Below are 23,058 nucleotides of genomic sequence, written 5' to 3' on the forward strand. Positions count from 1 at the left end.
AGGCGATTAGGTGACGCCTTGCTCAATCATGGCATCAGCGACTTTTCGGAAGCCGGCTATATTAGCCCCTAGGACTAAATTGGTCGGCTCACCAAACTCTTCCGCCGTAGTAGCGCACTGCTGATAAATATCACTCATGATTTGCTTGAGCTTTTGATCGACTTTTTCCATCGGCCAACGCTCCATGCTGCTATTCTGCGCCATTTCCAGCTGGCTCGTCGCGACACCCCCGGCATTAGCCGCCTTACCCGGGCCATAGTCAATCTTTGCTTCCAAGAAGAGGTCTACCGCCTCTGTAGTAGAGGGCATGTTGGCCCCTTCACTCACACAGCGCACGCCGTTGGCTAGCATTACCCGCGCATCGATTTCCGTTAGCTCATTTTGCGTGGCGGAAGGGAAAGCCACATCACCTTGCAGATGCCATACAGCATGGCCACCCTTAGGATAATCACGCACGGAAATATAGTGCGCATCAGGCCGCTCATTGACATACGCTTCTAAAGAAACCCGCTTAACTTCTTTAAGCTCCTTCAGCAAATCAAGGTCAATACCGTCGGGGTCATGAATAGTCCCCTGAGAGTCGCTGCACGTGATTGGCTTGGCGCCTAGCTCGTAGAGTTTCTCGATGGTATAGATAGCGACATTGCCTGCCCCAGACACCAAGCAGGTTTTGCCACTTAGCGTTTCATCTCGCGCCGCCAGCATATTCTGGGCAAAGTAGACGGCGCCATAGCCCGTCGCTTCTTTGCGGCCAAGCGAGCCGCCCCAGCTAAGCCCTTTACCCGTTAGCACGCCTTCATAACGGCCTGTCAGGCGTTTGTATTGGCCAAAAAGGTAACCTATCTCACGTGTTCCCACGCCGATATCACCAGCAGGAACATCGCTATTAGGACCTATATGCCGATACAGCTCCGACATGAAAGACTGACAAAACCGCATAATCTCATTATCGGACTTACCTTTGGGGTCAAAATCGGAGCCCCCTTTTCCCCCACCGATGGGCAAACCCGTCAGAGCGTTCTTGAAGATTTGCTCAAACCCCAAAAATTTGATGGTGCCCGAAGTAACGCTAGGGTGAAAGCGCAAGCCGCCTTTATAGGGCCCAAGCGCAGAGTTGAACTGGACGCGGTAGCCTTTATTAACCTTGACCTGACCAGCATCGTTTAACCAGCTTACGCGAAACATCACCTGGCGTTCCGGCTCAACTATTCGCTCGATAATACTGTGATCAAGATAGTGCGGAGAGCGTTCAAACAGCGGCCGCAGGCACTCAAGCACTTCTTCTGTGGCTTGATAAAATTCTGATTGGGCAGGGCTGCTTTTGGCAAGCCGAGTAAGCGTGTCGTGAACGTAAGGCATAGAGCGACATACCCTTGCAGTTTCAAAAATCAGTGGGCTGGCCAGAGCGTTGTCGTATTTAACTGCGGGCGCGTCTTCCTGCATACCCTATGCCGGTTTGGTATAACGTGTTTATGCGCAAAATTAAGACCAAAGTCTATAATATTTTGCACAAAGCTGGTGCGCAGGATAAATCAAATAAACCTTTTTTAAACGAAGAGCAGTGAAATTAAAGGCTTTCAATAATCTTCTGTTAGTCTTTGGCGCTGCCTAAAAGGCAGCGCCAATGTGTGTGGCAAGAGGCCTATACGTCGTAACCTGCTTCTCGAGCGAGAACAGTATTCGCTTTCAACCAGCCCTCAATGTGACCGCAATCAAAGGTGCGGCCGGTCATGCGGAAAGCCTGCACTGAATGCCCCTCCTGCATTAAACGGTCAATCGCATCGGTCAGTTGGATCTCGTTACCGGCACCGGGTGACTGGTCACTCAATAGCTCCATCACACGGAAAGGCAACACGTAGCGCCCAATGACAGACAGGCGCGAAGGCGCTTCTTCTGGCTTAGGCTTTTCAACCACGCCACGCATATCAGCGCTTTCACCAGCATTCGGTTCGCTGCCGCCACAGTCCACAATGCCGTAGCGATACACTTCATTCTCCGGCACGGCTTCCACCATGATTTGCGCGGCGCTGTTCGCATCCCAACGCATCACCATGTCACCAAGATCACAGCGAGCATCACCCGCCTGTGGCTTGACCAGCACATCGGGCAGAATCACAGCGAAAGGCTCGTTCTGGCTTAATAAATGAGCTGCGCAAAACACCGCATGCCCAAGGCCTTTTGCATTAGGCTGACGCACGCTGGTGATTTTTAACTGCGGTGGCGCGATGGCTGCCAATACTTCCAGCAACGCATCTTTACCTTTGCTAGCCAGTGAGTCTTCAAGCTCGGCATGCGCATCGAAGTGATCTTCAATGGCGGACTTTCCGGATCGCGTTACCAGGATAATCTCATTAATACCCGCCGCCAGCGCCTCTTCCACCACATGCTGAATCAAGGGGCGGTCGACTACCGGCACCATCTCTTTGGGAATTGCCTTACTGATCGGCAATAAACGGGTACCAAAACCTGCCACGGGAATAATCGCTTTACGCACCTGCGTCATTTATAGCCTCCTTGATTAAATTACAAGTTACTTGATTCGTGAACTAGTCGAATGCCTTGCTGATACCATTTATTGGGTTACCCAGCGATAACACGCTATTCAACCATGCGAAAAGCAAGGAGCGTCAGAAAATGCCAGCCCGTCAGCATCCTTACCTGATAGTGTTGGCAGCTTACCATCCGCTAGCGGCCAATTAATCGCTAAGTCAGCATCTTGCCAATGCACGGATACCTCATCACCCGGCGCGTAATAATCCGTACACTTGTACTGAAACTCAGCTTCATTGCTGGTGACGTAGAAGCCATGCGCAAAGCCAGGAGGAACCCACAGCATATGTTTGTTTTCTGCGCTTAGCAGCACTCCTACCCATTGGCCAAATGTAGATGAGTTTGTGCGCATATCGACTGCAACATCAAACACTTCGCCACTAATAACGCGCACCAATTTTCCCTGGGGCTTCTGATATTGGTAGTGCAAACCCCGTAATATACCCTGCACAGATTTACTATGATTGTCTTGCACAAACTGATAGTTGCCACAGTTAGTTTCAAATTCACTTTGGCGAAAGGTTTCCATAAAGAAACCGCGCTCGTCGCCGAAAACTTGCGGCGTGAGCAGAACCACATCAGAGATGGCGAGCTTCTCGTACTTCATTATTAAACCGTCAATGGTGAATAGTGAGTTATGAGTGTCGAGGGATGGTAGCCATTGACTTACTTCTCGCCCGTCACTGTGTGCTTTTTACTTTTCAAAAGGCGCTGGAGATATTGACCATACTGGGTTTTGGCAAGGGGTGCTGCGAGCAAACCTAGGTGGTCGTCGTCAATCCAGCCCTGCTGCCAAGCGATCTCTTCCAGGCATGCAATTTTAAGCCCTTGCCGATGCTCAATCGTCTGAACGTACTGGCTGGCCTCAAGAAGACTGTCATGAGTGCCTGTATCTAACCAAGCAAAGCCACGCCCTAAGCGTTCTACGCGAAGACGGCCCTGCTTTAAATAGGCATTATTAACACTGGTAATTTCTAGTTCACCGCGCTCGGAGGGCTTCACAGCCTTGGCAATTTCCACAACGTCATTATCGTAAAAGTAGAGCCCGGTAACAGCATAGGTCGATTTTGGCTTTTGAGGCTTCTCTTCAATGGATATGGCTTTACCCGTCTCATCAAATTCAACGACCCCGAAGCGTTCAGGATCTTTCACCAAATAGCCAAATACTGTCGCTCCCTTCGCATGACCACTGGCACGCCTTAACTGATCAGAGAAGTGCTGGCCGTGAAAAATATTATCGCCAAGCACTAAGCAAACAGAGCTATCACCGATAAATTCCTCACCAAGAATAAATGCTTGGGCCAATCCATCGGGGCTAGGCTGCTCAAGGTACTCAATGCTCAACCCAAAATCTTCACCGCTACCCAGTAAATTTTTATACTGAGGAAGGTCTTCAGGCGTGGAAATAACCAGAATTTCTCTGATGCCAGCCAGCATCAGCACCGATATCGGGTAGTAAATCATCGGTTTGTCATAAATTGGCAGCAGCTGTTTGGAAACACCCCGTGTAATAGGATGTAGCCGTGTACCAGAGCCACCCGCAAGAATAATGCCCTTCCTATATGCAGCGTTATGATTAATGGGAGAGGTGTTCATGGGCTAATTATCCGTCAGTATTAAGGTGTGAAAGATAAAGCGGGACTGATGAAGTTGAAGTAAGTTGCTTCTGATGCTCACTATTCACTTCTCATAAAGCTCTTTAAGCGTTAGCGATAGCTGGCTTTGCCAAGTGGGCATGGTGATGCCCAGTGCAGCTTCGAGTTTACCAAGCGCCATGCGTGAATTGAGCGGGCGCTGTGCTGGTGTAGGATAAGCTGCCGTGGCTATACTCGCTACGCGCTCAGACTTAATAGCCAGCTTTTTACCTAATAAAAGAGCATGCTCAAAAATTTCGCATGCAAATCCATGCCAGCTTGTCTCGCCTTGCGGAGACAGATGGTAAATGCCGGTTGGGATGCCAATAATGGGTGGCGAGTGGTGAGTAATTAAGGCAAGACGCGTTATCTGAGCAATAAGGCGCGCAGGAGTCGGTGCACCGACTTGATCATTGACGATGGTCAGGCCCTCGCGCTCGCAACCCAGGCGCAGCATTGTTTTCATAAAATTGTTACCGCGGGCAGCGTAAACCCAGCTAGTGCGAAAAATCAAGCAGCTTGCACCACTTTGACTAACCGCTTGGTCACCTTCTAGCTTGGTTTGGCCATAAACGCTTAACGGTGCGGTAGAACTATCTTCCCGCCAAGGAATAACACCATCCCCTGGATAGACGTAGTCGGTTGAGTAATGCACTAACGGGATATCGTGTTTAGCAGCATATCCAGCAAGCTGTTTCGGTAGCTTAGCATTAAGACATTTGGCGAGCGCAGGTTCACTTTCGGCTTTATCGACCGCTGTGTAAGCAGCAGCGTTAAGAATTAGCTCGGGTCTGTGCTCATTTAAGTAGGCATCCACTGCATGGGCATTAGTTAAATCAAGCTCATGTCGTGTCGGTGCCAGAATAGGACCGAAGAGCGAGAACTCACGCTGAAGTTCAAAGCCGACCTGGCCGCTGCCGCCGGTTATTAAGATAGCCATAGAAACCTTATTGCTAAATGTGAGGGCGTCTTGCTAAGCAAGCTTCCTGGGAAGCCGCTATGTATCTTCTCCACGAATGTACTAGCAGAGCAGCTAAGTTAATTTACCTACAGGGCATGAGGTAGCCACATACAAGTGTTAAAGGCTGCCTAGTCGTTGACCTTGATAGCTGCCATCTTGGACGCGCTTCCACCAAGTCTCATTCGCTAAATACCATTGCACCGTTTTGCGCAGGCCGGTTTCGAACGTTTCATTTGGCACCCAGCCTAGCTCACGCTCAACTTTACTAGCATCAATGGCATATCGGACATCATGGCCTGGTCGGTCAGTGACGAACGTGATCAAGTCACGGTATGAGCTTTTGCGCGGCACAAGCTCTTGCAGCAGGTCACACAGTGTTTCCACTACGGTAAGATTGGCTTTCTCGTTGTGACCTCCAATGTTATAGGTTTCGCCTACCTGACCTTCGTTAGCTACTTTAATCAACGCGCGTGCATGGTCTTCAACAAAAAGCCAATCACGAATCTGCTGCCCATCACCGTATATCGGCATTGGCTTACCGGCTAAGGCGTTAAGAATCATCAGAGGAATAAGCTTTTCTGGAAAATGAAACGGGCCGTAATTGTTCGAGCAGTTAGTGACTAACGTTGGCAGGCTGTAAGTGCGCTGCCAAGCACGTACTAAATGATCGGAGCTGGCTTTACTAGCCGAATAGGGCGAGCTCGGCGCGTAGGAAGTATCTTCCGTGAAGAGGTCATCGGTACCGTCTAAATCACCATACACTTCATCGGTCGAGATATGATGAAAACGGAAGGCGTTAGCTTTGACAGCATCTTGTTGCTGCAAGCCGTTCCAGTAGCTCCGCGCAGCTTCCAGTAGAACAGCGGTGCCAATCACATTGGTTTGAATAAATTCTGACGGGCCATCAATAGAACGATCGACATGACTCTCTGCGGCAAGGTGCATCACCACATCAGGCTGATACTGCTCAAACAGTTGCTGCATGATATTAGCATCGCAAATATCAGCCTGAACAAAAGCATAATGTCCACTGGCCTCAACGTTCGCCAGCGATTCTAAATTACCAGCATAAGTGAGTTTGTCTACGTTCACTACACGGTGATTTGTATTCTGAATAAGCTCGCGTATAACTGCAGAACCAATAAATCCAGCGCCGCCGGTAATTAAAAACATTTTACTCATCAACGGATCTCAACACACTCGACAATAACACCAGGGCACTCTCAATCAGCTCATCTAAGTGCTGCTCGCCTTTAAAGCTTTCTGCATAAACTTTGTAAAGTGACTCAGTGCCACTGGGGCGTGCGGCAAACCAGCCGCTTTCAGTCGTGACCTTAATACCGCCAATAGAAGCGCCGTTACCCGGTGCAGCACTTAGCACAGCAGTAATAGCATCACCTGCCAGATTTTTTGCGTTCACGCTCTTTGCGCTTAACTTTTTAAACGCAGCTTTCTCTTCAGGCGAGCAAGTAGTGTCAACACGCTTGTAGAAAGGCTCGCCAAAACGCTCAGTGAGCGCACGGTAATACTCACTAGGCGTTTTGCCCGTTACCGCCATGATCTCAGCCGCTAAAAGACACAACACAATGCCGTCTTTATCAGTAGACCATGCACTTCCATCGCAAGTCAGCAAGCTGGCACCAGCACTTTCTTCGCCACCAAAGGCCAACCAACCTTCATGCAGGCCTTCCACAAACCACTTAAAACCTACCGGCACTTCATAAAGCTCGCGCTGATGGGAAGCCACCACGCGATCAATCATGGAAGATGAGACCAGCGTTTTACCTATTTTCAAGGTGGCTGCCCACTCTGGGCGATGCATGATCAGATAATCAATACACACGGCTAAAAAGTGGTTGGGGTTCATCAGTCCGCTAGCATCGACAATGCCGTGACGATCCGCATCAGGATCATTACCAAAGGCGATATCGAAGCGGTCTTTAACCTTTAATAGATTGGCCATGGCAGCGGGGCTTGAGCAATCCATACGGATCTTACCGTCGTGATCCGGCGGCATAAACGCAAAATCAGGATCAATGGTGGTATTCACCACCTCAAGATTCAATTGGTAATGCGCCGCGACCGCCTGCCATACCGGCAGCGCCGTGCCGCCCATCGGGTCAGCACCCAGCGTTAGGTTCGCCTTCTGAATCGCGCTCATATCCACCACGGTGCCAAGCTGAGCCACATAATGCGCGGTGTAATCGTACTCTTGAGCGTGGGCAATTGCCTCTTCGATAGAGACGGTGAGAACATCGTCTAACTGGCGAAGCAGATATTCATTTGCGCGTTGCTCTATCCAGCCCGTCGCATCCGTATCAGCGGGGCCGCCATGGTAGGGATTGTACTTAATGCCACCATCTTCAGGAGGATTATGTGATGGGGTAATGATCAAGCCATCGGCCAATGCGGTACTAGGCTCAATCTGACCTTGAGGACGATTATGTTGCAAAATGGCGTGGCTAACTAAGGGTGTCGCGGTGTAGCCGTGAGCTTTCTCCACAAAGACCGCCACCTTGTTAGCGGCCAGCACCTGGAGCACGCACTCCCATGCCGGGCGGGAAAGCGCATGAGTATCAAAGCCTAAAAACAGCGGCCCTTGATAGCCCTCTTCACGTCGATAGTCAACGACCGCTTGGGTGATCGCATAAATATGTGATGCATTAAACGTTCGCTCAAGTGAGCGGCCACGGTGACCGGATGTGCCAAACGAGACTAGCTCTTTAGCCACGCTAGCATCGGGCCGTTGTTCGTAAAACGCCTTTAAAATGGCTTCCATGTGTAAACTCCTTTTAACAACAAGACCCGCAAGCGATGACCACAAGTGTCAAGTCTATAATAACGAGAACCATAATAACTAAAGCCCCTGAACAAGGGGCCATACCATCATTAATGCTGCCATTTCAACGCTGCCTGTTTTTCAATCACTGCCAAACAGGTCGCGGGTATATACTTTCGCTTCTACGTCACTAAGCTCAGCCACCATTCGGTTAGTCAAGATGACGTCACACTTGTCTTTAAAGGCGGCTAAATCACGCATCACGGTTGAGCCGAAGAACTTGTCGTCTTGCAATACCGGTTCATAAACAACCACCTCTACACCTTTTGCCTTAATACGCTTCATAACACCCTGCATAGCGCTGGCACGAAAATTATCCGAGCCTGTTTTCATGATAAGCCGATAAACGCCTACCACGGCCGGATTGCGGCGCAGCACTGATTCAGCAATAAAATCTTTGCGCGTGCGATTAGCATCCACAATCGCTTGTACCATATTACTCGGCACATCCGCATAATTGGCGAGCAGCTGCTTAGTATCCTTCGGCAAGCAATAACCGCCATATCCAAAGCTTGGGTTGTTGTAATGCTTACCAATTCGCGGGTCGAGACCAACACCTTGAATAATCTGCTTGGCATCTAAGCCGTGAGTTTCCGCATAAGTGTCTAATTCATTGAAATAAGCCACCCGCATTGCCAGATACGTGTTCGCAAATAGCTTAATTGCCTCGGCCTCGGTGCTATTAGTCAGCAGCACCTCAACCTCTGCTGCCAGCGCCCCTTGCTTGAGAAGGCCAGCAAAAGTCTCGCCCCGCTCAGAGCGCTCACCGACAATGATGCGCGAGGGGTAAAGGTTGTCGTAAAGTGCCTTGCCTTCACGCAAAAACTCAGGCGAAAAAATAAGATTTTGGGTACTAAAACGCTCCGAAGCATCCTTGGTGTATCCCACCGGCACGGTGGATTTAATCACCATCACTGCCTCAGGGTTAATACGCATGACTTGCTCAATAACAGCTTCGACGCTTTTAGTATTAAAATAATGAGTGTCCGCGTCGTAGTCCGTGGGGGTTGCGATAATCACGAACTGAGCACCCGCGTAGGCCTGTTCAGCATCCAACGTAGCCGTAAAGTGCAGATCGTTGCGACTTAAAAAATCTGATATTTCAGCGTCTTCAACCGGCGAGAGACGATTATTCAGCAACTCGACTTTCTCCGGCACAATATCCACTGCGACCACCTCGTGGTGTTGTGCTAACAGCATCGCGTTGGAAAGCCCTACATAGCCGGTTCCTGCAACGGCAATTTTCATACTGATAGCCCCTAAAAAACTAGCCCAGAAAAGACATAAATCACTCGAAAGCGCCGTCCACTGAACGGCTGCGGCTCATCCAGAATGCCTCTGTTTTGAGCGGATCACCGATGAGCTGAGCATCTACTGCAGCCTGCTGAGCCATACGAGCCGTCGCTATTGGGTTGTCCAGTAACTGCTGTAGGCTATCGCACCATGCTGTGAGTGAGTCTTCCACCAATAGACCGTTTTCACCATGGCGTACCACCTCAGTATAGGGATAGCGATTGGAGTAAAGACCCACCCCACCCATCGCGGCAATATCCAAAAACTTAATAAACGATTTTCCTTGGTTGAACGGCGTTTCTAATAGCGGCGCCAAACCAATATGAAAGCGGTGCTGGCGTTGGTACTGTTTGAACGCTTCCCAGGGCAACGGCGCCGGTGCCCTTACCCGCGGCAGCGCTGCCAATCGTTTCGGGATATGCTGACCCAACATCACCTCAAGCTGGGTATCATCACGCTGCTGCTGGAGTGCTTCCAAGGCTGGCATGATGTGCAGTAAATCTTGAAGATGCGCCCGCGTACCGTGAAAGCCTATTTGCCAGGGCAATTGCGCAGAAGGAGAACCCGCAAAATGTTCGAGGCCTGGCAACGGCGCCAGCAACGGTGGTGTGAGTACTGAAACGTTAGGATGGCGAGGTGTAAAGTAACGAGCGAGCTGGTCGCTACAGACCACCACTTCATCGGCCAACGCCAATAAGCGCGGCTGAAGGCTAGCAATACGCGCCATGCGTTTGCGGTAGCTGCCGGGCAGCATGTTGTCAGTAGCGGCAGCGGAAATGTCATCATCAACCAGATAGACAATATAGCCAAATGCATTACGGTTACGCTCTAAACAGCGCAGCCAGCTAAGGGGAAGCGAACGGCACAGCAGCAGGTTAGCCCCAGCATAGTTGCGCATAAATGAACGCCCATGCAGCCACGCAGCGCCAAAAGCACGAGAAACAGGAAAACGTTCGGTTCGCACGCCCTGATGATGCATGGCAGTCGCGGCCGACTCATAAAAATAGATATCCTCAGTTGGCCTCGCGCCATCGCTAAGCACCAACCAATGCGTATCTGGCCGCTCTCTACGCCTTCCCCCTAAAATCATCGTAACGAAAAATCCTCATTTGCCAACGTCAAATTAGGATTATAGGCAGGGTCCTTATCGAGCAACGGCCCCCACTGCTCTCGCATATAGCGAGCTTCTTTCAAAGCACGGGCACGCTTTTTAGGCGTATCATCAGCGCCACGGGAAATGGACTCATGGTGGTAAAGCTCAGCAAAGGGTGTCCACAAATTGCGCAATCCCAGCTTATGCACCTTTAAGCACAAATCTACGTCGTTGTAAGCGACCGCTAAATCAGGTTCGTTAAGGCCACCTACTTGCTCAAACACCTCACGACGCAGTAGCAAGCATGCTGCCGTTACAGCCGTTAGGTTTTGAACAAGCTGTAGGCGACCCGCATAGCCTTCTTCGTTGTGTTGGAAAAACCGGTGCGCATGCCCCGCCACTCCGCCTATCCCTAATATGACCCCACCATGCTGAATGGTCCCATTTGGGTAATAGAGCTTCGCACCCACACACCCCACTTCCGGCCGGGATGCTTGGCTAACCATTTCTGTTAACCATTCGCCATCGATAGGCTCAACATCATTGTTAATCAGACCGATGATATCGCCTTTAGAATGCTGGGCACCAAAATTATTAATTGCAGAATAATTAAAATCGTGGTTCCAGCGCATGACTTTTACCCGCGAATCACGTTGTTCCACTTCTTCCATATAAGCCAGTGTTTTAGCGCAGCTGGACTGGTTATCTAGAATCAATAATTCAAAATGCCGGTAAGCGGTTCTCTCCAAGATAGCATCCACACATGGCTTCAGTATTTCAACACCATCACGAGTGGGTACTAACAAACTAACGAGAGGCTGAGGCGAAGGGACTGGCCACATAACCCGCGCTGAATTCACCACACGCCCAGGGACAACCTGAGCAGAGCAGCCCATCTCATTGAGGCTGAGAGACACTAGAGCCGCATAATCATTAGCAAGCGAAAGCGGGCTCGAAACTGCACGATGAAGCAGAATGCGCCCAATACTTTGTATTTTTCTAACATTACTGGCTAACACGTTAAGCGCCAGCTTAGCCTGCCAGCTGCCGATTGATGTAGCGCAAGGTAAGCCGCCGGCCGGCATTATCTCTGAGAATTTATCGCCACGTACCCATATCGCACATCCAATATAGGGCTGCGAAAGCAACAAGTCTGGGTTCCATTGGGGTTTAAAAAGCGGAGAATGTCGCATGCCTTCAGCATCTAACTGATCCTCATCGCTATAAAGCAACTCTGCATCAGGATAACCTGCCAACATGTAAAGCGCATGGGCTGATAGCTTATCGCCAGGGCTAAGAACAGACACCCACATGGAGGCAGAGAGTGTCATTTTTCGAGGCTCAGATTTTGTATCTGATATCGTAATGCGTGGGTCTTCCGCCACCATTTTTTCAAGATACGGGAGCACATCCGCGGCGCAGCCTACCGAGGGTAAAAGCACAGCTCTCCAGCTATCTAGCAATTGGAGCTGAAGGCTTTTTATCGTTTTTACAAGAGAATCAGCATCATGAATACCTGCAACAGGAATATAAAAAAGGTATTCACCTACCAGTTGCCGCGCTTGAATTTTCGTTCTTATTTTAGCCCCATCTGGTTTACTTTCGAACTCACGCACCCAAAGCCTATAATTACGGCGTGAGCACAAGCTAATGTAGGTTGACTCATACTCTCGAATGGCTGTTCGGCGCCATGACTCACCGCTCGCGCGCGCACGCAGGCGAACTTTTCTGGCAGCCTCTTGCTGTGAGATATCGCGATAGTCCTGATGAATGTTAATCAACCGCTGCAGTAAACGATCACGGGCGAACGAAGCAGTGACCCACACAAGGCGAAAGTGTGGCAATGAAAAATGTCCCTTGGCATTCATTGGCCTGAAAGCAAAGGACTTAACTCCCCAAGGCACATGCACTAGGCGCTTACTCAGTTTGCCAACCCGCAAAGGCATATCAATATTGAAGGTCCTACGACCCGCCACAAAACGAAAGCTAGCGGCCACCGAGGTTACCGAGCGGTCTACCATAAGCTCAATCATATACCAGCCGGGTAAATAGACGCCGCCCTGAGCGGTAAACTCCATGGACTCGTCTAGCGCTTCCCAGCGATGGTGATAGGCATCCCATACAACATTATCTTTAGGCGCTAGGGCTTGCTGAAATGTCAGCGTGCCGAGCACCACTTGCATATTGGCTGTGATCATTACGCGCTAAACCATTCTGAAGGAAGGCAGTCATTCCATTTTTCTAACCCCCAGCTGGCTAATTCGGCGTGATCAGCCGAAATGCTTCGTGCAAGCGCTAAGGTGCGATCATCCATGCTTATGCCTTCTATTTTTTCAAGAATGATATCTTGTAAAGACCACGTTAACTGCGGGGCCCTCACCATAAAACGTGCGTTGGTTTGCACCAACACCACCTGTGCAGCGACAGCGTTAACAAGCGCCACATCGATGTTGCCTGCGCTATGTACAAAGACCACACGCTGAAAAACTCTCACTAAAAACGGAAACATCATATAACTGGATGACGCCCCCATCACCAAGCAGCACTGATCAAGTAAGGCATCGCTATTTTCCCACACCATCACTCTGCCGAAATTGGGCAGGCCGTTGTCATAACGCAGCAAAATGCGATGATCAAATGACGCCAAACGCTGGGTAGGTGCCATACGAACAGGGCTTAATTTACTGCCCAAGTCTCCCCTGACCCGTACCGTTTTATACTGATCCTCAGCAAACCAGCTCTCCACGACGTTTTTAGCCGCTAAGCCCAGTTGGGTGATCACCTCACAAGTCGCTCGCATAGCACCTTGCTGAGTCCAATGGGTATCCGTTACATGGTAGGCATCGTCTCCCATCGCTTTCAGCAAGTTTTCTGGGTATAAATAAAACGTTTCTGGGAGGGCTTCCACCACTTGCTCTACCGGCGAAGTGCCCCCCTTGGGGTAAGGGTGATAGTCGCTCATCACTTGTTCTTTGCTAGGCGCCACCACCATCAACACTTTCGCATTCACCTGATGTGTCAGCGCCAGCAATTGCTCGGCGTAGTCCACCCAGGTGGCGATCACGTTATGATCTAAACAAATATACCCCAGGTGCTGGTATAGGCTTGCATTGGTATCTTGATCCAAAAACAACCAGCCCTGCTTGCCCACCAGTGCGCTTGCCGGTGACTCCTGTGCTAACGCATCAGGCATCAGGGTTAACGTCTCAAGCGCAACGCACTGTTCCCCTGCCTCAGTCGTCAGCAAGGCCGACAGCCCTACCTTTCCTGAACGAACCGGCAGCTCAAGACGGAAATGAACGGTATCACCCAGTTCCCCACCTTCATCCACACGATGGCTAGGAAACACACACGTCACGCCCTCTTGCCAGGTACAGGCAAGCCTCACGTTATCTTTCGCCAGCGATACCCCTGCAACACTCACACTTGCCTGAAGCAACACACCACGCTGGGTGAGTATTAACCGCGACTGCTGGGGCCATGTTCGCTTCCAGGCAGTAATGGGCGGTTCCAGAGGAGCCGTTTGAGAACGCATAAATACATAACGTGTGCGCTGCCACCAGGATAAAGACGACGCCAGTATTTTACGCCACCGCGACTGCCGAGGCGCATTAAAAGGGATAGCAAATGCGCTGCTACTAGGTAACGAAAGTGACTGCAGGTGTACACGGCCAGCCCATGCCTGAGCGACATAACACTCACGCCCATTTCGGTCAAAACGCGAGAAATAAGCCTCACCTTGGGCGGCTGTCAACGTACTGGTCAACGTACTGGTCAACGTACTGTCAGTGCGATGCAATACCTGCCCAAGCACAAACTCTTCCACTGACTTAACCGCATAATGATTAATGCGAGCGCCCTGCCAACACACCCGGCGACTTACGCCAAGCTGCTCCTTGGCCAATTGCAGTGGTGCACCTTTGCTATTAACGTAGCGGCCCGTTTTTAGCGCCGCATGGCGCTCGTTATCAAAGTGACTAACCCGCGAAGGCCTAACCACGCTTTTGTAAAGACGATTATAGCGAAATTTACTGTAAGAACGCCGGGTGAAACGCTCGATCACCAAGCCATCGCCACGAAAGCGCTCCCCGGAAGAGCCAAAGCATGCAGAATTAAGCGCCAGTGCGCTCACCTCTGGGTCACTGAATATCTTGCCAAGCCAGGTGCGTAACCCATTTTCCGGTAGCGTATCGATAGAGCTTTCTTGCGAAGAACTGTCTTGAGAAGAACTGTCTTGCGAAGTGCTGCCTTGAGAAGTGCTGTCTTGCGAAGCGCTGTCGTCATCCAGTGGCAGTAAAAACTCATCCGCATCAATGAAGGCGACGATATCCAGCGTGGGGGGGCAAGCCGCCAATAAAGCGCGGTAGTCTAAAGGTTCACCTGATGAGCGCTCCCCGTCATTAAGCCTCACTAGTGTTACTAGCCCAAGGCGTGAGAGTTCATGTAAATAAGCGTATGAGCCATCGCTACTGCCATAATCAGCAATGATAAAATGCTCGACACCTACCGCCAAATGGAAAGCGATCCACTCCTGTAATGTATCGATCTCATTTTTAATGACTGCTGCAACACCTAATCGGGGCAGCGTATTCGACATTGAAATAATCCCTGACTCCTAATCGCTACTAACCGAAATACCGCTAGTTAACTTTCTGTTTAGCCACTAATCACGTCATACCCGTTAACCGGTTAAACACCACTAGGCCCGGCTTCCACCGTCATGGCAGGAAAAAGGTCACTTAGCGCGTCTGCCATCGCCAACTGATGGGCCTTCACATCAAACAAATCACTAGCGCGCTGGCGCCCAGCACGCCCCATAGCCGCAAGCAGTTGGCGGTTCGTCGCTAATACTTCAATCCACTGGGCTACGCACTCCACATCACCTAGAGGAGCTAAAAAACCTGTTTCACCATGCTCAATAAGCTCGGGTAATGCCCCCCAGTGGTAAGCCACCACTGGCCTTCCAGCGGCCATCGCCTCTAATACAGTACGGCCAAAAGACTCCTGAAAACGAGAGAGGTTCACCACAACGTCCAGGTTTACCAGCGCATCCCTAGGGTCTTCCACATAACCCTTATGGACCACCGCCCCCTTATTTCCCATTTCAATACGCTGAGCAAACAGTGCGTCTACATCAGGGGTTGGCGCACCGTATAAGCAACACTCTACCGCGACGCCCCTATGTGCCAAGGCATCCGCAAGTGCCGCAAAGTCCTCAAGGCCTTTTTTAAGAATCAAACTTCCCAGCAAACCAACACGAAGTGGCTGCTGTATCTCAGCCTGTAAAGAAGGAGCGGGTTGTAAAGAAGAAACTGGCTGTAGAGAAGAAACTGGCTGTAAAGAAGGAACTGCCCGCCAAACATCCATATCCACCACATTTGGCACAACGGCTACTGGCACGCCCCGGTGCTTAAACGCCTCCGCCGTACATTGAGAGTTCACAATCACCACATCAGAATGCTTAACAGCATGCGCTACCACGCCTTCAGCCGAGCTATTCATCGCTTGGCATAGGCCAGGGTCATGCATTGGTAGCTCACGAACATGTGTCAACACGGGCAAGCCCAGCCGCCTAGCGGCAACCGAGGGCGCTTGCAGCGTTAATGTGTTCACATACACGGCATGGGGGCCGGTGGCTTCAAGTAGTGCTTGGATGGATGCTAGCGTAACGGGGTGATCTATTTCTCCCTCACGCCACCAGCCATAAGGCATGACATACACCGCCCGGCTAACGCACCGCAGCGCCTCCAGGTAGCCTGGATTACTAGCGTTGGGCACCACCACTACGGTAGCAACACCGAGCTTTTCCAAAGAACGCAGCACATCTAACAAGCTACGTTCCGCGCCATACAAACGCGGACCTACGCTATGGGAAAATACGGCTAAGCAAGGCTGTCCCTTGGTAGCCACTTGCGTACCACTACCTGACAAACAGGGGATGGGGCTTAACCCTTGCCAGCGCCCCCACCACCAGTAATGCATAATGGCATAGCAAGGCTGCCACACCTTATTGCGGGCATACCGGTAACCATAACCGCTGATACTAATACGTGGTGAGGGTTCACGGCCCTCAGCGAGGCCGTATAGCAAGTAATGGGCGAAGGCATTCCCCCCTGCTGCTGCCACATCCTGGTAACGCTGCAAGTACCATTGTTTGTCAAACAGCCCGGCTGCTGCCCAATACAAAAAAGGGTAGCGCCAGCCATGCTGCCGCCACCCCTTCTTGTGGTGTGCCCATCCCAGGCTTCTCATCGCCTGCCACACCGTCATAACACTACTCGACCACCACCAGCTAGATACGCAGTTAATAATTCTGCTTGCGCAGCAGGTAGTGGCTTACCGGTTAGATCGCGCACCCCTTCACGCGTCATTAGCTGCGGCACGCTATCTGGCCAGCTAACCGAAGGTGCAAGGGTTTGCACACGCACTTCGTCACAGCGCAGTTTGATGCCACCATGGGCAACGGCAATGCCTTCTTCGTGGCATAGCTCCCACATGTCATCCGCCAGCCAACGGGTGTTAAAATCATCTGGCCTGCTCCAGGGGCAAACCACAACGCGGTACCCCCCTTGGCGCAACCGTAATATTGTATTCAGCAACTCCAGTAGTGCTGGGTTACGCGCAGAAACATCGGCCACAATAGCTATATCGTACTGCATACAGGGCCATGGATGATTCCCAAGTGGGGTGGGGAAAAGCCGTCGCGCACCTTCATTAGACATCACCGCCACCACTTGCCGTTCCCGCCACCACGAAGCCGCCTGGTGATATAAATGACGAACACCACCGTGGATAGTACGCACATGGGTCGCCTTTCGCTGGGTTAACGACGCTGCTTGCACCAGTGAAAATGCCAACGGCACATCAGTCGCCACTTTAAATAGCGCATCAACGCCATAATGCTTCTGAAGCCGCTCTACAAATTCATTATCTGCCGCTACCGCCACCTCGTCCCACATCCCCAAGGTGTCAAACACCTCTCGGCGAACCATCACAGAAGCAGGGTTTGGCTCTAGCCAATCAGCACATAAATGCCATGGCCCCAGCGGCTGTAAGTGCTCATCTACGCGCACCCAAAACGACTGGGTAGCCATCACACTGGCACGTTGCATCAGCGCCAACACCTGGCGTTCAATCTTTTGCGGATGCGACCAGTCATCACTGTCATGCACCGTAACAAATGCCCCTCTGGCCGCCTTAACACCGGTATTTCTAGCGCTGTAAGCCCCTTGGTTTTTCTCATGCCGGATCAGCGTAAGCTTAGGCTCTAAGCGCGCCCTCTTTTCTACCCGCCTAGCCGTGCCATCGGTACTGGCATCATCCACGACGATAATTTCAAGATTGGGCCAGCTTTGTGCTAATAACGACTTCAACGCCACAGTAATCGTATTCCCTGCGTTATAAGCAGGCACCACCACCGACACCAACGGCATACGTCGACGCACCTTGGACCTCACCCGGCTTGTTTTTAACCGCCCCAAGCCACTTTTCGACTCCAACGGCAACAACGGCACCAGTTTGCGGCGAGCGAACCACTGATTGAGCGGTGCTAACCGCTGCTCTAAGGGCAAATTAACCGACGCCAATTGCAGCATTACCTCATCCAGCCCATTGCCAGGAAAATGCTGTTGGTCACGTAGCGCATTTAGTTCGTCTTGCTTGCCTAAGCGTACATAACATTTCAGCAACGCCTGCAAGACCCACTGCCGGTACCGACCAGCATCACCTTCCGCCAGCGTTTGTAAATAGGTAATCGCCTGTTCATAACGGGATTGACCATAATACCAACCGGCCAAATACCACAGCGCCGCGGGCTGCCCTTGAGCTGCCAGTGCTTGTAATTTAGGAATCGCCACACCCGCGTGGCCATGCCATGCCTGATGATGCAACCAAACAGCGTGGCCTTGAAACAAGGGGAAATCACTAATATGCCTATCAGCAGCAGGCAAGCGCCCTTCGTGAATGCCATAGCGCAGGAAGTGCAACAACGGGTTCACTTTCGCCCGCCCTATATCCACATAGCGAGAGGTATACCACTGGGCGTCAAACCGAGGGCTAGGGGTTAACCCCGCACGCCACCCCAAACGCAGAAAATGCAGTTCAGGCCTTACCCATAGCCACCGCTGCCAAGCAGGCATTTGCGACTGATAGTACCCCCGCACGAACTCGCCGTGCTGGGCTAACAAACGTATATCGCTGCGCTCTTTTGCATTGGCCAGCGGGTAAAGCGCTTTTAAAAAAGAAATAATAGCCACTAATAAGCTCAACTACACGTTGGATAATTACAAAAACGCTGAAGGAAATGATCTTCGGCAACTGACGACAGCACACATTACGAATGCGCTTAACTGGCCTGGCTTCGGCTTAAGGGATAGCCAAACTCGCATCTAGCTCAAACATCGCTCCTAAATAAAGATCCGCCTGCTCGCCATAGGAGTGGTAAGTACCCGGTACCGGCGTTAACTCACCCAATACCGGCCCCTGGCGGGCTTCGTATAAATCCACCCGGCAGAAAGGAGTAGGCAATGCGGCAGAAACACGCTCCGCCATTTTTAGCAATGCATCTGGGTTGCGCGGGGGCAGTAACGCCGAATCGATTGCTTCTTCATATTTGCCCGTTGTAACGGGATACCAATCACGATCATACCAACGATAATACTGCCCCTCGGGCTGGCGAGCTACCTGCAAAATTAAACCTATGCGCCCACGGAATGCATAAAATTTGAAATCATCCACTGGGCGCAACAGGCCTGAAGGAGGCAAAAGTAGCTCTTCTAGCTGCCAATGGTTAGGAAACTGATGCTCTCGCATTTCCTGATAGAGCTGTTCGAGAATATCTACCAAACGTAAACGGCAGCGTAGCTGCAAACAATCAAACGTTACCTCATCTACCCGTTTGAGCGAGAGCACCCCACGGGAACTATGGGCTTCTTTAGGTTTAATCACACACGCATCGATACCTTCCAGCACATCACGTAAATGCTGTAAGGAAAAGTCATCCTTAAGGATTTGTGCCGTCAGCACACCCAGTGCTTGCATTTGGCCTGCTACCCACCCGCGGTCCCCCGCCAGCTCTGAAAAGCTGCTAACCCCTGGCTGCTGCTCTTCACGCTGATAGCGACGAACCAGCGCATCCATCGTTACCCGAAAGGACGGTGGCACGGGTAGCGTGCCTTTGCGAGCCGGATGAGAAGCTTGAACCCAGGCCTGCTGCTCTGGCTGCAAAAGAAAATCATGAAACGAAGGGAAAAGTGACGAGGTCATTTAAACAACTCTAAGAAGGCCACCTAATCGCGCAACATATGCATAAACAGTAGCCATTCAGGGGTGATTGCTGTTAGCAACATCACCACCGGCACAGCAAATGGTTGGCGACACGGCGATACAAATGAAGAAAAGCGGCATTCAAACCTTCGGCTCTACAAAAATACGATTGCAAAGAAAGGCTATTATAAAGCAAGCAGTAGCACTAACACATGTAGTGCAATGTACGTCAATGCGACTGCTACGCTTGATCACTCAGGCTGCCAGAACAAAAAATAGCGTTGCTTAAAAAAGAAACGAAACAACCCTTCTAGTATTACTGCTACTACTGACTAACACGGAAATCAAGGAAGGAAGAACCAGTAGTTTAGGCAAGCTTCCTTTACAAGACAAGACAGTGACAAATCGATATTGTGTAATGTCACACTCCACACCTTCAGCGCCTATCTGTTGAAGAACATCATCATACAGGCGCTTGTCAAACTCGCCTTCAACCTCGATAAAAATACCCGTATAACTAGCGCCTTCAATGGCTGTATCAATATGAGAATAGTCCTTTCCCCACTTTCTATGCAAAACGGAGCATAAAAATTCACGTGCTACATTGACAGACTTCCCGTACATAGGAAAGTGAGCAGATGAGATCGCAGGGCTTGTATTAACTTCACAAACACATGCCTGCTGTCCTTCAATTGGCTTAGTGTAGTCCTCAAGAATTAAATCTACACCAGCCTCATGTAAACCCTCAACACCACTGGTAGCTTTAACTGCTGCAGCTAGTACCGAACTATGAGTGGTATCGATTACTGAGCGACTATCTGCCCCTTGGCTAATAGAGAAAACAGGGCTAAGCGTTACGACCTCACCAGCGTTAGGAACTGATTCAAACGTCATTCCCTGTCGACCTAATTGAAACTTAGCAGCGGAGCCTTTCTTTAGCTTGCTATTAGAAAGATTTGGGTTTTTGGATCTTAAATAATTCTTATGATCAACCAGTACCGAAATGTTATGCTCACCATCACCAGTGACATGAGGCTGAATTCTTTCTACTGCACTCACCGCTTTTCCACCTGCGACTAAAATCCGAAGCTCTTTACCAGCAATGTGCTTTTCTAGTATTAAGGTGCCATCATTCCTTTCGCTGGCCAACTTACTATTGGAGATTTGATCAATCGCCCACAGTAATTCTTCAGCATTGGAGATATTTGCAGTGACACCAACACCACCGGTTCCCACTCCCGGTTTAACCGCAACAGGCCAGCCCAGCTTTTCTGCATAAGCAACCATGTCAGCTCTATTATCATTAATACTATACGACCTGCCCTCTGCGACAGGAGCACCCGCCGACTTAAACAACTCCTTGGTAACCGCTTTCTTTTTACACGCCAACCTTGTGTCTTTAGGCAGGCTTAACTCTAAGGTCCAAGAGAATGTCGCTGTATTATTGGACGAAAAAACGGAAAACCTGGTTAAAGAAGAGCGAGTAGTACTAAGTGCAAGAAGCAATGCTTCACGCTCAATCAAGTGGTTATCAAGCTCTTTAGGGGAAAGAGGAAGCAATTCTTGGTTATTATAAATATTTAACAACTTATCAAAAGGCAATGGCATTTCAAAAGATAAACCTCCACCTTTTGAAATCAAATCCTCCTTAAACTCCTCCAAAGCTTTATAATCTAAGTCAGACCCTAGGCCTGGGCCGCTCCCTAGAAGAATTTCATTTGTTGAAGCTGAAACATAGCGAAGTGGATTTTCTGCAAGATTTTTTTCAACATTTCCAGCCGGTGATGTGGTGCAAAGATCAACCCTTGGAAGTGCTTTATAAAGGTTATAAATAGCCCTACCCATGATATCACTGGTGCCAATCATACCACCTATATAAACCATCGTTTCCGGAGAGTTTTTTTCAACAAACTCACCAAGTTCCAACGCTTTAATCAAACCACCAACTTTAGGTATCTTTATATTAATTGCTTTACAGCCACCATGACTCATCAGCACTTTAAAATCGTCCAAATCCCATAATGACTCATCTGCCATAATGACGATTTTACCATGTTTCAGCAGCAGCAAGTCATCACACAACTGCTGTAGCGAGCATAGCTCTTGCACATATTCCTTAGGAATAGGTTGCTCAATAATCATTAACTGGTTTTCATTATGCTCTTTGCTCATCCAGTCAATAATCAAGTGTATAAACTCGACGGCGCTTTCAGGAGAAAGCGCTTCATTTAAATCCAACCAGTAAGATGTATTTTTTGATAGCTCCTTATTAACACTTCGCATATGGTTTAACTTATCAAGGTTTTCAGCATGATCTGCCGCACCTTTGCAACGGAATGCATCAAACTTTGTTGCTTGCCGATGTAATCTACTTAAGATCTCCGCAGCACCTTTGGAGGCAGAAAGTGTGGAGGCAGATACATACACACGCTCTCTCTTTTCACCCAATAGAGACGACACAGTGATATCAAGTTTTTTAGCAGCCAAATCCAACAAGGCAATATCAAAGCCTGAAAGAATCCCTCTAAATGGTTTATTTTTATTAACCTCGTTTGCATTTTTCGCCGCACACCCCTCCAGCTCTGCGTAGATAGCTTTGATTGATGTTAATGCTGAATGCTTATCGCTAAAGTCAATAACACTACCACTGACAATATCAACCATTTTTTTAATGACGATAGAAATATACTTTTTATGATCGCCTGTAAGCTTAGTCCCCCGAGCGGCAGCCTCGCCAACACCAACAAAACCATCACATTCCAGCCGGATTATATAATTAGTTGACTTAGTACTTGTAGAACGAGAAGTCGAAAATGGCTTTATTAACGGAACAATAGCTTTGTAGCACTCTGCTTTGGAGATCTTGCAAAGAACGTGTTTTTCTGTGGCTTCTTTACCAACTAAATAATTTAAAAATTTTGACAGCATATAAATATCCAAGTTTAGATAAGCCAACTACTACTATTTTCGTGTTCTTGGACATTTCCCAAGAGACGCTTAGGCTGGTGTAAGTATAAAACACCACTTTAGGCGCACATTTAGCCTATTGATGACTTGTGATTAGCCACTTGGCAAAACGAGTCCGAAAAAGCCTAGATCATACCTTCATTATCATCACCACCCCACTGGATCAGTATCAATAAAAACAGTGACTGATGTACATGGGTGAGCTGGAGTAATGACACTATCAGTAACGCCGAAAAACGTATCATTGGTATAACTCTAGCCGAATATTGGCATGATAGAATATTTTATCTCATAACAACGTTAATAAAAGTAACAATAAAAGGACATCAGGTGGTTATTAAGGATCATGCTAGGTCTAGCCGCCATTCAAGCGTTGCCAGCGGGCCACTTGCGCAAAGCGATAATTCAGGAAAAACCGCCCATGAGCCCCAACGCCTGTATTTGGCCAGCCAATCAA

Annotated in this window: 15 protein-coding genes; all 15 read right to left on the minus strand. The window is 49.7% G+C overall.

Going from position 1 to position 23,058, the window contains the following annotated elements; genetic code table 11:
- Window positions 1-6: 6 nt before the first annotated feature.
- The 15 genes from gdhA to ACT3TR_RS01165 all read right to left on the minus strand — a co-directional run bounded on the left by gdhA (window position 7) and on the right by ACT3TR_RS01165 (window position 22,562).
- The gene (gene gdhA / locus ACT3TR_RS01095) at window positions 7-1,359 is read right to left on the minus strand and encodes an NADP-specific glutamate dehydrogenase (protein ID WP_442347313.1); all 1,353 of its coding nucleotides are present in this window, start codon (window positions 1,357-1,359) and stop codon (window positions 7-9) included.
- A 283-nt stretch (window positions 1,360-1,642) separates the two neighbouring features.
- The gene (locus ACT3TR_RS01100; protein WP_096281133.1) at window positions 1,643-2,503 is read right to left on the minus strand and encodes a UTP--glucose-1-phosphate uridylyltransferase; all 861 of its coding nucleotides are present in this window, start codon (window positions 2,501-2,503) and stop codon (window positions 1,643-1,645) included.
- A 99-nt stretch (window positions 2,504-2,602) separates the two neighbouring features.
- A complete protein-coding gene (rfbC, locus tag ACT3TR_RS01105) occupies window positions 2,603-3,157 on the minus strand; it encodes a dTDP-4-dehydrorhamnose 3,5-epimerase (RefSeq protein WP_192535888.1) in 555 nt (184 codons plus the stop codon).
- 59 nt (window positions 3,158-3,216) lie between these two features.
- Window positions 3,217-4,146 carry a glucose-1-phosphate thymidylyltransferase RfbA gene (gene rfbA, locus ACT3TR_RS01110; RefSeq protein ID WP_444624720.1) on the minus strand — a complete coding sequence of 310 codons (930 nt, stop codon included), beginning with the start codon at window positions 4,144-4,146 and terminating at the stop codon, window positions 3,217-3,219.
- Window positions 4,147-4,230: 84 nt separating this feature from the next.
- Window positions 4,231-5,124, minus strand: coding sequence for a dTDP-4-dehydrorhamnose reductase (rfbD, locus tag ACT3TR_RS01115; RefSeq protein ID WP_192535887.1), 894 nt, complete (start codon window positions 5,122-5,124; stop codon window positions 4,231-4,233).
- Between the two features lie 138 nt (window positions 5,125-5,262).
- Window positions 5,263-6,327, minus strand: a complete 1,065-nt coding sequence (rfbB, locus tag ACT3TR_RS01120) for a dTDP-glucose 4,6-dehydratase (RefSeq protein WP_192535886.1) — start codon at window positions 6,325-6,327, stop codon at window positions 5,263-5,265.
- Complete coding sequence (gene pgm / locus ACT3TR_RS01125; protein ID WP_096281143.1) at window positions 6,320-7,924, minus strand: phosphoglucomutase (alpha-D-glucose-1,6-bisphosphate-dependent); 1,605 nt, start codon at window positions 7,922-7,924, stop codon at window positions 6,320-6,322. The genes rfbB and pgm overlap by 8 nt, the downstream gene beginning before the upstream one ends.
- Before the next feature lie 141 nt (window positions 7,925-8,065).
- A complete protein-coding gene (locus ACT3TR_RS01130) occupies window positions 8,066-9,232 on the minus strand; it encodes a nucleotide sugar dehydrogenase (RefSeq protein WP_192535885.1) in 1,167 nt (388 codons plus the stop codon).
- A gap of 40 nt (window positions 9,233-9,272) precedes the next feature.
- Window positions 9,273-10,175: a glycosyltransferase family 1 protein gene (locus ACT3TR_RS01135; protein ID WP_225734258.1), complete on the minus strand. Its 903-nt coding sequence runs from the start codon at window positions 10,173-10,175 to the stop codon at window positions 9,273-9,275.
- 188 nt (window positions 10,176-10,363) lie between these two features.
- Window positions 10,364-11,986 carry a glycosyltransferase family 2 protein gene (locus ACT3TR_RS01140; RefSeq protein ID WP_192535883.1) on the minus strand — a complete coding sequence of 541 codons (1,623 nt, stop codon included), beginning with the start codon at window positions 11,984-11,986 and terminating at the stop codon, window positions 10,364-10,366.
- Window positions 11,987-12,567: 581 nt separating this feature from the next.
- Complete coding sequence (locus ACT3TR_RS01145) at window positions 12,568-14,967, minus strand: glycosyltransferase family 2 protein (protein WP_192535882.1); 2,400 nt, start codon at window positions 14,965-14,967, stop codon at window positions 12,568-12,570.
- 92 nt (window positions 14,968-15,059) lie between these two features.
- A complete protein-coding gene (locus ACT3TR_RS01150) occupies window positions 15,060-16,640 on the minus strand; it encodes a glycosyltransferase family 4 protein (RefSeq protein ID WP_192535881.1) in 1,581 nt (526 codons plus the stop codon).
- Window positions 16,637-18,625, minus strand: a complete 1,989-nt coding sequence (locus ACT3TR_RS01155; RefSeq protein ID WP_192535880.1) for a glycosyltransferase — start codon at window positions 18,623-18,625, stop codon at window positions 16,637-16,639. The genes ACT3TR_RS01150 and ACT3TR_RS01155 overlap by 4 nt, the downstream gene beginning before the upstream one ends.
- A gap of 109 nt (window positions 18,626-18,734) precedes the next feature.
- Window positions 18,735-19,634, minus strand: coding sequence for an ATP-grasp fold amidoligase family protein (locus ACT3TR_RS01160; RefSeq protein WP_192535879.1), 900 nt, complete (start codon window positions 19,632-19,634; stop codon window positions 18,735-18,737).
- 285 nt (window positions 19,635-19,919) lie between these two features.
- On the minus strand, window positions 19,920-22,562 hold the full coding sequence (locus ACT3TR_RS01165; protein ID WP_444624719.1) for an enolase C-terminal domain-like protein: 2,643 nt from the start codon (window positions 22,560-22,562) through the stop codon (window positions 19,920-19,922).
- Window positions 22,563-23,058: the final 496 nt, after the last annotated feature.

The sequence above is a fragment of the Halomonas sp. AOP12-B1-6 genome (genome assembly GCF_052379225.1).
Taxonomy (GTDB): Bacteria; Pseudomonadota; Gammaproteobacteria; order Pseudomonadales; family Halomonadaceae; genus Vreelandella; species Vreelandella casei.

What these genes read in the sequence shown, in the direction of transcription:
- gdhA (WP_442347313.1), bottom strand. Translation starts at nt 1,359, where the DNA reads ATGCCTTACGTTCACGACACGCTTACTCGGCTTGCCAAAAGCAGCCCT.
- ACT3TR_RS01100 (WP_096281133.1), bottom strand. Translation starts at nt 2,503, where the DNA reads ATGACGCAGGTGCGTAAAGCGATTATTCCCGTGGCAGGTTTTGGTACC.
- rfbC (WP_192535888.1), bottom strand. Translation starts at nt 3,157, where the DNA reads ATGAAGTACGAGAAGCTCGCCATCTCTGATGTGGTTCTGCTCACGCCG.
- rfbA (WP_444624720.1), bottom strand. Translation starts at nt 4,146, where the DNA reads ATGAACACCTCTCCCATTAATCATAACGCTGCATATAGGAAGGGCATT.
- rfbD (WP_192535887.1), bottom strand. Translation starts at nt 5,124, where the DNA reads ATGGCTATCTTAATAACCGGCGGCAGCGGCCAGGTCGGCTTTGAACTT.
- rfbB (WP_192535886.1), bottom strand. Translation starts at nt 6,327, where the DNA reads ATGAGTAAAATGTTTTTAATTACCGGCGGCGCTGGATTTATTGGTTCT.
- pgm (WP_096281143.1), bottom strand. Translation starts at nt 7,924, where the DNA reads ATGGAAGCCATTTTAAAGGCGTTTTACGAACAACGGCCCGATGCTAGC.
- ACT3TR_RS01130 (WP_192535885.1), bottom strand. Translation starts at nt 9,232, where the DNA reads ATGAAAATTGCCGTTGCAGGAACCGGCTATGTAGGGCTTTCCAACGCG.
- ACT3TR_RS01135 (WP_225734258.1), bottom strand. Translation starts at nt 10,175, where the DNA reads ATGCGCAACTATGCTGGGGCTAACCTGCTGCTGTGCCGTTCGCTTCCC.
- ACT3TR_RS01145 (WP_192535882.1), bottom strand. Translation starts at nt 14,967, where the DNA reads ATGTCGAATACGCTGCCCCGATTAGGTGTTGCAGCAGTCATTAAAAAT.
- ACT3TR_RS01150 (WP_192535881.1), bottom strand. Translation starts at nt 16,640, where the DNA reads ATGACGGTGTGGCAGGCGATGAGAAGCCTGGGATGGGCACACCACAAG.
- ACT3TR_RS01160 (WP_192535879.1), bottom strand. Translation starts at nt 19,634, where the DNA reads ATGACCTCGTCACTTTTCCCTTCGTTTCATGATTTTCTTTTGCAGCCA.
- ACT3TR_RS01165 (WP_444624719.1), bottom strand. Translation starts at nt 22,562, where the DNA reads ATGCTGTCAAAATTTTTAAATTATTTAGTTGGTAAAGAAGCCACAGAA.